The following is an 11,427-nucleotide window of genomic DNA, read 5'->3' on the forward strand; positions in this document are numbered from 1 at the left end:
CACGATGAAAACATGCGGAAACGCAAGGTGCCGCAGCGACCCGCACGCCTCAAAAGACGCACGGGTCGCCATGGTGTCGGATGGGTTCAGCCCCACTTCATCTCGCCCTTGGCGACCTTGGCGCCAAGCTCGAGCGAAGAGACGTCGGTAAAATCCGGATAGAGCTTGGTCATGGCAGCGATCAGTTCGGCGCTGTCCTTGGCCTTGGCTTCCGCCGCGTTGAAAGCGATAAGGTAGTCACGGGTAAACAGGATCGCCTCGATGCCATCAGGCCCGCCCGCGCCCTTGTGCGCCGGCACGACGATATCGGGCTTGCGTGCCGCCGTCGCCTCGAGCGCCTCGATCCATTTCTCCCGGCCTTCCGCCGTAGGCTCATCGGCGACCCAGACATGCGAACCGGAATAGACGAGCACGCCGCCGAAGATGGCGTTGAGCGAAGGCACATGCAGGTAGCGGCGATCTTTCAAGCCATCGATGGTGACGATGTCGATCCGATTGCCTTCGAGCGACAGCGACGAAAGATCAGACGCCTCGGGGATGGTGACATCGGCAAGCACCTTCGGCCCGTTGTCGCCGAGCTGCGGGCTCCAGGTATCGAGCTTGGTCTGGACATTGGCATTGATCGCCGCAACGGTCGCCGGCGCCGCCAAGACCTTGGTATCCGGGAACGCCTCGACGACAGGGCGCAGGCTGAAATAGAAGTCCGGGTCGCTGCAGCTGACATAGATTGTCGTCAGCCTCTTGCCCGTCGCCTTGATGGCGTCTGCAACAGCCTTGCCGTCCGATAGCGTGAAGCCGCCGTCGATAAGGATTGCCTCCTTCTCGCCGGTCAGAAGCACTGGCGTACGGCTGAAGCCGACTTCGTTCGCCTGGAAGTACGTCCATTCGAGCTTTGATGCAGCATGGGCCACAAGGCTGCCGGCCGGCTGCAACAGGGCAACTGCGCCAGCGGCAACGGCCGTCTTCAATGCGGCGCGCCGCGTCATCAGGATGTGCATGAGGTCTCCTTCACCAGGCCAATTGTCGATGGCGCGACAATGCCGGGCGAAACCCTCTTGAAAAAGCCCGGCAGCTTGAACAGATTGTCTGATCATTTCAGACAATCACAAGAAAAGTCGCATGACCGTCAATCTGAACCGCCTTTCCCATTTTGTTGCCGTCGTCGAGACCGGGTCGTTTACCGCGGCGGCGGAAAAACTCGGGCTTGCAAAGGCCGCTGTCAGTCATCAGGTGGCGCAGCTGGAAAAGGAGCTCGGCACCACCCTTCTGATCCGCACGACGCGGCGGCTGCGGCCGACGGACAGCGGCCTGCGGTTTTACGAGCGCTGCGTGCTGATCCTGCGCGACGCCGATGAGGCGGTCGGCGCAGTCTCGGAGGAAGCGGAAATTCCAAGCGGCACGCTGACGCTGACCGCACCGCTCGACTATGGTATGCGCGTCGTCGTCGACGCAGTCGCCCTCTACGTCGCGCGTTACCCGGCCATGCAGGTGAACCTGTCCTTCAACGACATCGTCTTCGACATGATCGAGAAGCGGCTGGATATCGCCATCCGCGCCGGCTGGCTGGTGGATTCCAGCGAGCGGGCACGGCGCATCGGCACCTTCGAGCAATATCTGGTGGCATCGCCCGCCTACGCCGTCCGCCTCGGCACGGTCGAGCACCCGCAGGCGCTGTCTCAGGCAAGCTGGATCGCCAACGGCGCGCTGAAGGCGCCGCTGAACTGGACGTTCTCCCATGCCGGCGGCGAACAGGCGTCGGTCGTCGGCAGCGGCGTCGTTGCCGTTGACAGCACGGATGCCGCCTATTGCTGCGCCCTTGCCGGTATCGGCCTTGCCGTGCTGCCAGATTATCAGGTGCGCAGCGAGCTTGCCGAGGGCCGCCTTGTCCGTATTCTCACCGATTGGACGCTGCCATCAGGCGGCATCCACGTCGTCTACCCGCCGTCGCATTACCGCCCCGCCCGCGTGCGCGCCTTCGTCGATATCCTGCAGAAGCTGGAAAAGGAGCGCGGCCGCTCGGCTGCGTGAGCCCGATCCGCTGCCTTCGAATGACATCTCGAAAGACCAGCCGATTGCGCTAGATTGCCACGCGAGAAACGCCGTGTCCCTGCCCGAAGCCGAACGCGACGCGACATCCGACCAAGAGGAAACCGCATGCACGATCCGATCCCGACCACCACGCTCATCAACGGCCGCAGCGTCCCGGTTCTCGGCCAGGGCACCTGGCGCATGGGCGACGAGCGCTCGCGTGCCGCAGACGAAGTGAGAAGCCTGCAGGCCGGCCTCGACCTCGGCATGACGTTGATCGACACAGCCGAAATGTACGGCAACGGCGCCTCCGAGGCGATCGTTGGCCAAGCGGTCAAGGGCCGGCGCGACGAGGCCTTCATCGTCAGCAAGGTGCTGCCGTCGAACGCCAGCCGTGATGGAACCGAGGCTGCCTGCGAGCGCAGCCTGAAACATCTCGGCATCGACCATATCGATCTCTACCTCTTGCACTGGCGCGGCGGCTATCCGCTCGCCGAGACGGTTGCCGCCTTCGAAGCCCTGAAGCGGGCCGGCAAGATCGGTGCCTGGGGTGTGTCCAATTTCGATGTTGACGACATGGAGGAGTTGCTTGCAGTCCCGGATGGCAGACACGTTGCCGCCAACCAGGTGCTCTACAACCTGTCCCGCCGCGGCATCGAATACGATCTCCTGCCCTGGTGCCAGAGCCGCGGTGTCGCCGTCATGGCCTATTCGCCGCTCGACGAGGGCCGGCTGTTGCGCAACGCCGATCTCGTCCACATCGCCAAGGCGCATCAGGCAACGCCGGCACAGATCGCACTCGCCTTCCTCAAGACACAGCCCGGCGTGATCTCTATCCCCAAGACTGCCTCACCGGCACGCGCCGGCGAAAACCGCGACGCCATGGACATTCACCTGACGGGCGAAAACCTCGCCGCCCTCGACGCCGCCTTCCCGCCGCCGAAGCGCAAAAGGTCGCTGGAGATGATCTAGCGGCTTTTTGGTCTCACTGTGCGGGCCGCTTCCGTCGATAGCCGCCCGCCTTCGCCATCGACAGGCAGGAACATCGCCGTGACCCGCTCGATGCGCCTCAAGCGGGCGCGTGGCCTGGTGTCGGACGACAGCTTGATCGTCTGAACGCACGGAACTCTAACGGCCAGACCAGTATTCTTCGTGCAGTTGCGCCGCCTCGCCCGCAAGCATCGGGCCTACAACTTCCGTCGGGCGCTGGCCCGCGGCAAACACGATGTGGCAGGGGAGATCCAGCGTCGGATTTTCCTCGCTCTCGCCAATCTGTTGCTTCATCTCCTTCTCGGACTGGCCAAACACGACGCGCCCGATGCCTGCCCAATAGATCGCGCCCGAGCACATGGCGCATGGCTCGGCGGATGTGTACATCGTGCATTCGGCAAGAAACGACAGATCATAGGCTTTGCCGGCGCGCGTGGCTAAAAGTCGCTCGGCGTGCGCCGTACGGTCGCCCCCTTCCGAAGTGTAGCCATTGCCCTGCTCCAGCAGGACATTGCCATCACTGTCGGCGAGAATGGAACCGAACGGGTGATCCCCGCCTTCGCGCGAACGCCGCGCCACATCGAAGGCCTTGCGCAAAAGGGACTCATCGTAAGGCCGCTTGGTGCTTGGCATTTTGTGCGCTCCTGAAAATTGTCGAGAGTTCATTCACCATCGATGTTTGCCGGCAACGGAGCGGGCAATTTGTGTTCTCGGGCAAGTGGAAGGTTACCGGCTTCCCGGCGCTGGCTGTCCGATTTCCCCCGATGAACAGGCATCAAAAGCGGATGTTGATCCCTTTTGACGGGCGCAGCAAGACCGAGCGAAGATGCAAGCCTGTCGGACAAGGATCGGGAGACCGGCGCAGTTGCAGCCGAATGGCACAAACTCGAGGCTGCCCCCTCAGCCCGCCTGCGACGAGAGGGCCGGCGTGAGGGCAAACTCGCCTGCCTGGCTCCGATAAACCAGGCAAGGGCCGCCCTGTCCGCTGGCTGAAAAGCACATGCCCTGCAGCTCGCGGCCCTCGAAACGGTGCCGATACGGCAGGCGCTTATGAAACCGAGCCGCTTGCGATCTCCACCACCACCTTGCCCTTGGCACGGCCGGACTCCAGATAGGCAAAGGCTTCGGCAACGTCCTTGAGCGGAAACACGCGATCGATGACCGGCGTGATCGATTTTGACTCGATGAGACCGGCAAGCTCGGCAAGCTCGACACCATCAGGATGCATGAAAAGGTAGCGGTAGGAGACGCCGTATTTCCTCGCGACTGCGCGTATCCGGTAGGACGCAAGCCAGAAGAGCGTTCGCAAGAACACGCCGCGACCGAGATCCTTGCGGGCCGTTTCCGGTTCGGGCATGCCGGCGATTGAGACGACTTTTCCACCGCGCTTGACGACGCTGAATGACTTTAGAAGCGTTTCGCCGCCAAGCAGATCGAAGACGCCATCCATGCCGCGCAACTGCTCCTCGAAGCTTTCAGTCGTATAGTCGATCACCACGTCCGCGCCGAGCCCTTCGACAAGCGCACGGCCACGCGGCGATACCGTGGTCGTGACCTCCGCCCCCAGCCATTTCGCCAGTTGGATGGCGAAGGTACCGACGCCCCCGGCGCCGCCGGGTATGAAGATCCTGCTGCCTGGGCCGACATGAAGCTCGTCGCGCAGCGCCTGCAACGCGGTGAGGCCGGCGAGCGGCACACCGGCCGCCGTGGTGAAATCGATCGACGCCGGCATCTTCGCCAGGAACTGCGCCGGCACCACCACATATTCGGCAAGGCCCCCCATGGCACCCTTGGGCATGCGCGCAAAAACGCGGTCTCCCGGCTTGAAGGACGTGACGTCGTCTCCCAACTCCTCGACGACGCCCGCAATCTCGTTGCCCATGACAACAGGCAACGGATAGCGCTGGACGACCTTGAGCATGCCTTCACGGGTCTTGTAGTCGACGGGATTGAGACCGGCAGCATGCACACGGACGAGCACTTCGCCTCGTGCAGGTCGCGGACGCGGCACCGCGCGCAACTGCGCAGCCTCGGGACCACCGTATCGCGTCAGAACAAACGCCTGCATCGTCGTCGAGCTCATCCGGCACCTGATATCTCCGGGGTTTCTGTCCACGATTAGTCGGCGAGAAATGCCGGCGAAGTCAACAGCGGGTCGGTGCGTGGGCTTCGCCTGCCCCTCATCCGGCCTGCCGGCCACCTTCTCCCCGCCTGCGGGGAGAAGGACACGCGTGGCTAGCCCGCGATGCAAACGCACCGTTTGCGACTGAGTTCGCGTGGGCCGTGACGGTGGATCGCAACGCACCATGCGTCACAGATTTTGAAGATTTTTTCGCGAGAGGGGAGAAGATGAGGCTGGCTCAGAGCCATCGCCCCCTCTCCCCGCCTGCGGGGAGAGGGCTGGGGTGAGGGGCAGCTCGGGCGCTAAAGCGTAAGCCGACGATCCCGCTAGCGGCACCTCGCGCACGCAGCGCGAGGCTAGCCACCCTCACCGCGCGAAAATCACATGCCCTGCGGGCCGCGGTTCATCGCGGCGATGCCGGTGCGGCAGACTTCGATGAGGCCGAGCGGCTTCATGATGGCGATGAACTGTTCGATCTTCGATGGCTTGCCGGTGATCTCGAACACGAAGTGATCGATGTTGGCGTCGATGACCGAGGCGCGGAAGGCGTCAGCCAGCCGCAGGGCCTCGACGCGATGGTCGCCCGAGCCATGCACCTTGACCAGCGCCAGTTCGCGCTCGACCGGGCGGTCGTGGCCGAGCGTGCCGGCGCGCACCGTCAGATCGACGACGCGGTGGACTGGAACCAGCCTTTCCAGCTGGTTCTTGATCTGGTCGAGCACGTGCGGCGTTCCGCGGGTGACGATGGTGATGCGCGACAGATGCGCTTCGTGTTCCGTTTCCGAAACGGTCAGGCTCTCGATGTTGTAGCCGCGGCCGGAGAACAGGCCGATGACCCGGGCAAGAACGCCCGGCTCGTTGTCGACGAGAACCGAAAGCGTGTGCGTTTCGGCGACTTCGGTTTCCTTGGCGATGAAATAGGCGGAACCGGTCGGTTGAAGGTGTGCGCTCATTTTGTTGTTTCCTGTCCCTATCTCAAACCAGCTGGCGGCCCTTGGCGTCGATCGCGTTGGCGACCGCTTCGTCCGTGGCCTCATCCGGCAGCAGCATCTCGTTGTGCGCCTTGCCCGATGGGATCATCGGGAAGCAGTTGGCGAGGTTGGCGACGCGGCAATCGAAGATGACGGGTGCCGGCGTATCGATCATCTTGCGGATCGCAGCGTCGAGCTCGCCCGGCTTGTCGCAGCGGATGCCGACGCCGCCGTAGGCTTCCGCCAGCTTGACGAAATCAGGCATCGCCTCGGTGTAGGAGTGCGACAGGCGGTTGCCGTGCAGCAGCTGCTGCCACTGGCGCACCATGCCCATGTACTGGTTGTTGAGGATGAAGATCTTGACCGGCAGGCCGTACTGGACGGCGCAGGACATTTCCTGGATGCACATCTGGATCGAGGCATCGCCGGCGATATCGATGACGAGGCTGTTTGGATGCGCGACCTGGACGCCGATGGCGGCCGGGAAGCCGTAGCCCATGGTGCCGAGACCGCCCGAGGTCATCCAGCGGTTCGGCTGTTCGAAGCCGAAGAACTGGGCGGCCCACATCTGGTGCTGGCCGACCTCGGTGGTGATGTAGGTGTCGCGGCCCTTGCTCAGCTCATAGAGGCGCTGGATGGCGTATTGCGGCATGATGACATCGTCGTTGGCGGCATAGGCCAGCGAGTTGCGCGCCCGCCACTTGACGATACCTTCCCACCATTCGGCGAGCCGCGTCTTGTCGTCGGCCTTCTTGGCCGCGCGCCACAGGCGAACCATGTCTTCCAGAACCGAGCCTACATCGCCGAGGATCGGCACGTCGACGCGCACGTTCTTGTTGATCGACGACGGGTCGATGTCGATATGGATCTTCTTGGAGTTGGGCGAAAACGCGTTGAGGCGGCCGGTGATACGGTCGTCGAAGCGCGCGCCGATGCAGACCATGACGTCGCAGTCATGCATCGCCATATTGGCTTCGTAGGTGCCGTGCATGCCCAGCATGCCGAGCCAGTTCTTGCCCGAAGCCGGATAGGCGCCGAGGCCCATCAGCGTCGAGGTGATCGGGAAGTTTGTCAGCTCGACCAGTTCGCGCAGGAGCGTCGAGGCCTGCGGGCCGGAATTGACGACGCCACCGCCGGAATAGATGATCGGACGGCGGGCCGTCCGCATCAGTTCGACGGCTTCCTCGATCTTCTTCAGGTCGCCCTGCGTCTTCGGCTGGTAGCTCTTCTGGGCCGGGACGGCCGACGGCGACGTGTAGGTGCCGGTCGCAAACTGCACGTCCTTCGGGATGTCGACGACGACTGGACCCGGACGGCCGGATTGCGCGATGCGGAAGGCCTCATGGATGATGCGGGCGAGATCGTTGACGTCGCGAACCAGCCAGTTGTGCTTCGTACACGGCCGAGTGATGCCGATCGTGTCGCATTCCTGGAAGGCGTCGGAACCGATCAGCGAGGTCGGGACCTGGCCGGAAATGCAGACCAGCGGGATGGAATCCATCAGCGCGTCCTGCAGCGGCGTGACCGCATTGGTAGCACCCGGACCCGAGGTGACCAGCATGACGCCGACCTTGCCGGTGGAGCGGGCATAGCCTTCGGCCATGTGGCCGGCGCCCTGCTCGTGGCGAACGAGGATGTGCTGGATATCCTCCTGCTGGTGGATTTCGTCGTAGATCGGAAGCACGGCGCCACCGGGATAGCCGAAGATATGCTCGACGCCATTGTCCTTCAGTGCCTGGAGAACGATCTCCGCGCCTGTCATCTGGTTTTCTGTACCGCTCATTGACTTGCTTCCGTCCCTTTTCCCAGTTGGGTGCTTAGCTTGTTTGAAGGCATAAAAAAAGGCCCCGTCAGGAGCCTCGTTCAGCGCATGGGTGGCTACCGCCGGATGGTTACACCATCCTGCCCATGCGCCGTCCCACCACAAGAATAATCGCAAAATTTATCATGGGACGATTTGATAAACACAAAGCGCTAAAGCGTCAACGCTTTTTCCGGAGGATATCCGATCGTCCTGAAGCGGGCCGGCACTGCCGCGGCCAGCACTGGTGACGCCGCTGCGCGCCGCCGCCATCAATCAATTCCGTTTACCATATTGTTCCACTTAAATTTAAGGGGGCTGAGGAAAGATGGCTCCACTGCATGATGCAGTTCTAAAAAACAAGGCAATGATATGCTTGATCTTTCCGTACTCTCGCCGCTGGTCATCAGCGCGGCCGCAATCTACCTGTTCTTCCGCTGGGTCGTCTTCGACATGAACTCGCACGAATAGGGCGAATGTACCCAGGCCGGCCCACCGTTCGTCTCTCTTGATCGTCGCCTCCATCTCCCATCGCGTCACCCGCGGGCGGTACGGCCGCGCAGCCCGCAAGATGGCTGCCCGCTGACCACGGGCCTGACGGCATCCGGGTCGGAGAAGGCGGCAGCACAAGATTGGCGACGTTCGCACCCTCGCCCCGTTCGGCCATGGTTCGCTGCCGCTCGCTCCGGCTGTCGCGCCACTGTCACTGCGCCGGCGCAGGTACCAGCACGGCTTTGGGGAATGGGCTGAAGGTCAAGGCGATCATGAAGGCGCCGATGCCGATGCCCCAGGCACCGATATAGAGCCAGGCGTAGCTGGCGAAAGCGTCATAGATCAGACCACCGGCCAAGGGTCCGGTCGCCATCCCAAGGCTCCCTGCCATGGCCGTACCGCCAATCACCGTCCCCATCATCCGCTGCGGAAAATTCTCGCGCGCCAGCACCGCATAAAGCGGCATGATACCCGCATAGATGAATCCGAACAGAGCCGCCACCGCGTAGAACGCTCCCAGCGCGCTGACAAAGACATAGGCAAGCGCTCCGAATGCCTGGATCAGCAGTCCCGATACCAGGATGCGCTTGGCTCCGAACCGATCCCCGAGCAGGCCGAAGACGACGCGTCCGCCCATGCCCGCGAGCCCTTCTACGCTGTAGATCGAAACGGCGGCTATCATCGGGATGCCGCAGGTGACTGCATAGTTCACCGTGTGGAAGATCGGACCCGAATGGGTGGCGCAGCAAAAGAAGTTCGTCAACAGAAGCACAATGAACTGCGGAGACCGCACCGCCTGACCGACCGATAATGCCGATTGCGGTCCGCTATCCATTGTCGCATCGGTGTCCTGATCGTCCTGAGCCGGCGGGCGGCGCACCAGCAGCGTCGTCGGTATCATCACGACGGCAACGATGCCGGCTATGATCTGCAGCGCCGTTCTCCAGTCGTAGATGGAGACGAGCCATGCCGCCAGCGGCGACATCGTCATCGGCGCCATGCCCATCCCGGCAGAAACCAGGGATACCGCCAGGCTGCGATGGGTATCGAACCAGCCTGTGACGCAAGCCATCATCGGCGCGAAGATCGCAGCCGTCGCCGCGCCGACGAGGAGGCCGAAGACGATCTGAAACTCGATAAGCGATGTCGCCCGGCTCGCCAGAAACAGACTTCCGGCAAGAATGACCGATCCGATCAGCACGATCGACCGCGCTCCCAGCCGGTCCGACAGGCTGCCCCAGGCGATGCTTGCCACCGCCATGGAAACGAATCCAAGCGTCATTGCGCTGGAGACGCCGGTGACCGACCAGCCGGTGTCCTGAGAGATCGGCCGAAGAAACACGGGTAGAGAGAACATTGCGCCGATGGCGACACAGCCCAAAAGGCCGCCCGCAGCGACGATCACCCAGCGATATCGGGATTCACGCATGTGCATCTCCTCGTACCTCACCTTGGCGCCTGTGCTTCGAGTGGCCCGACATGCGCCGCCGGGCGGCATCTCCGCGCAACACGCGCCACCCCTCGGCACAAGGACGTTGCCGGGTCCGGAGATCCGACACATTGCCACATTTTTTGTCTGAAGGGATTTCGGTAGGACAGCCGGCACGCGGCGCCCTCACAGCGCCACAGGCCGGCTGCGCCCGGTCAGGCCGGGAGGCGCTGATCATAGTCCTTCATCAGCCGGCTCCAGCCGTCCCAGAAGGGCATCGGCTCGGTCCCTGTCGCACGGGCCGCCAGGATGTCGAGATGCATATGCCAGCCGGCACCGAACATCAGCATGGTGGCGCGGTCGGCAATGCTGCGATGGGTTACGGTCAAGAGCACCTTGTTGCCCACCGGCTCCAGCTCGAAGGAAACGTCGCCACTGCCGGTCCAGCTTATCGAGAGTTTTCGCGGCGGATCGAGCTCAGTGATCTGGCTTGCCATCCGGTGCTCGTCGGGAAAGCCGGCCGGGCGCTCGCCGGGCGGGTTTGTGAGTTCGTCGTTGCGCCAGACAAGTTCGACCGGCGCACCGACCTTCATCTCCATCTCACCCGACGCCAGCCACTGCCTGCGCAGGTCGCTGTCGGTCAGATAGGCCCAGACCCGCTCGATCGGGCCCGGCAAGAGCCGCGTCAACTTCAAAGTGTCCGGTTGGCTCAGCACGCCATAGGCGTCGAGGGTCGCAAGATCATTCATCTGCCGTCTCCTTCTTGGGTTTGTCGTGCTTCGGTTTTTCTGGCTTGGGTCCACCGGGTCTGGATTGATCAGGCCGGCGTCAGTCGGGTGAGGTTTGGTTGAACGGGCGTTGACCTGTCCAAGGCCGATAAGGCCATCGCCTTCTGCGGATGCAGGCACGCGCTGGCGCAGCACCGTCTCGAGCCTGTCGAGACGGGCGATCCAGAAGCGTTCCTGGGCATTCGGCTCGTGGTCGGGGTGAAAGACGAACAGCATCTCGGGCACCTTTAATTCAACCATTTGGTTGAACGTACGCCCACTCCAACAAATAGTCAACCAATTGGTTGAATTACATTGGCAACTGCGCGCATGGTTCCCGAACGGCTTAGCTGCCGGGCCGGCGATCGCCGCCTCTTCAGCTGCCGTTTTCTCAACACTGCCAACAGGTTAGATACAGACGCCATCAATTAGGCTGTTGCCCCGAGGGCTCGCGTCATGAACCGGGATCTGTGTTCAACGCTCTGGAGCAGCGAGCCAGGCGCGCAACAGAAGGATGGAAAAGATGGCATGCAGCGCGACGGCCGGCCACAGGAGGACACCGGTCAGCCCACCTGCGACAGCGAGATAAGCAAGATACAGCGTCACGGCCACATTGTAGGCGAGCATGCCGACCAGAGGCGAACGCTGCCAGCAGGCGAGCCCCAATGCGATCAGGGCGATCCCGGCGACGCGAGCCGCCGCCGCCCCTGCGCCGACGACGGGCTCACCGAACAATAGCTCCGCCACAACAGACGGAACGATGAGCAGCGCAATCCCCGTGGCCGCCTCGCCGACGGCCGAAAACATCAGAACCGATTTCATCGCGC

General features: G+C 62.9%; 10 protein-coding genes. 2 read left to right on the forward strand and 8 right to left on the reverse strand.

Translation table 11 applies throughout. From position 1 onward, the window contains the following. Window positions 1-86: 86 nt before the first annotated feature. Complete coding sequence (locus LPJGGPFB_RS14490) at window positions 87-989, reverse strand: MBL fold metallo-hydrolase (RefSeq protein WP_173421050.1); 903 nt, start codon at window positions 987-989, stop codon at window positions 87-89. A 130-nt stretch (window positions 990-1,119) separates the two neighbouring features. On the opposite strand from LPJGGPFB_RS14490, the gene LPJGGPFB_RS14495 reads away from it, so the two are divergent. Beyond that, complete coding sequence (locus tag LPJGGPFB_RS14495) at window positions 1,120-2,028, forward strand: LysR family transcriptional regulator (RefSeq protein ID WP_173420540.1); 909 nt, start codon at window positions 1,120-1,122, stop codon at window positions 2,026-2,028. A 126-nt stretch (window positions 2,029-2,154) separates the two neighbouring features. Further along, complete coding sequence (locus tag LPJGGPFB_RS14500; RefSeq protein WP_173420541.1) at window positions 2,155-3,000, forward strand: aldo/keto reductase; 846 nt, start codon at window positions 2,155-2,157, stop codon at window positions 2,998-3,000. Window positions 3,001-3,156: 156 nt separating this feature from the next. Here LPJGGPFB_RS14500 and LPJGGPFB_RS14505 read toward each other — a convergent pair whose 3' ends face one another. The 7 genes from LPJGGPFB_RS14505 to LPJGGPFB_RS14535 all read right to left on the reverse strand — a co-directional run bounded on the left by LPJGGPFB_RS14505 (window position 3,157) and on the right by LPJGGPFB_RS14535 (window position 11,422). After that, on the reverse strand, window positions 3,157-3,651 hold the full coding sequence (locus LPJGGPFB_RS14505; RefSeq protein ID WP_173420542.1) for a nucleoside deaminase: 495 nt from the start codon (window positions 3,649-3,651) through the stop codon (window positions 3,157-3,159). Between the two features lie 415 nt (window positions 3,652-4,066). Beyond that, window positions 4,067-5,101, reverse strand: coding sequence for an NADP-dependent oxidoreductase (locus LPJGGPFB_RS14510; protein ID WP_234902817.1), 1,035 nt, complete (start codon window positions 5,099-5,101; stop codon window positions 4,067-4,069). Between the two features lie 419 nt (window positions 5,102-5,520). Beyond that, window positions 5,521-6,093, reverse strand: coding sequence for an acetolactate synthase small subunit (gene ilvN / locus LPJGGPFB_RS14515; protein WP_065786853.1), 573 nt, complete (start codon window positions 6,091-6,093; stop codon window positions 5,521-5,523). Window positions 6,094-6,115: 22 nt separating this feature from the next. Then, a complete protein-coding gene (locus tag LPJGGPFB_RS14520; RefSeq protein WP_173420543.1) occupies window positions 6,116-7,894 on the reverse strand; it encodes an acetolactate synthase 3 large subunit in 1,779 nt (592 codons plus the stop codon). Between the two features lie 721 nt (window positions 7,895-8,615). Next, the gene (locus LPJGGPFB_RS14525; RefSeq protein ID WP_173420544.1) at window positions 8,616-9,833 is read right to left on the reverse strand and encodes an MFS transporter; all 1,218 of its coding nucleotides are present in this window, start codon (window positions 9,831-9,833) and stop codon (window positions 8,616-8,618) included. 215 nt (window positions 9,834-10,048) lie between these two features. After that, complete coding sequence (locus LPJGGPFB_RS14530; RefSeq protein WP_173421052.1) at window positions 10,049-10,582, reverse strand: SRPBCC family protein; 534 nt, start codon at window positions 10,580-10,582, stop codon at window positions 10,049-10,051. 492 nt (window positions 10,583-11,074) lie between these two features. Continuing rightward, complete coding sequence (locus LPJGGPFB_RS14535) at window positions 11,075-11,422, reverse strand: hypothetical protein (RefSeq protein WP_173420545.1); 348 nt, start codon at window positions 11,420-11,422, stop codon at window positions 11,075-11,077. Window positions 11,423-11,427: the final 5 nt, after the last annotated feature.

Source organism: Ensifer adhaerens (assembly GCF_013283195.1).
Taxonomy (GTDB): Bacteria; Pseudomonadota; Alphaproteobacteria; order Rhizobiales; family Rhizobiaceae; genus Ensifer; species Ensifer adhaerens_G.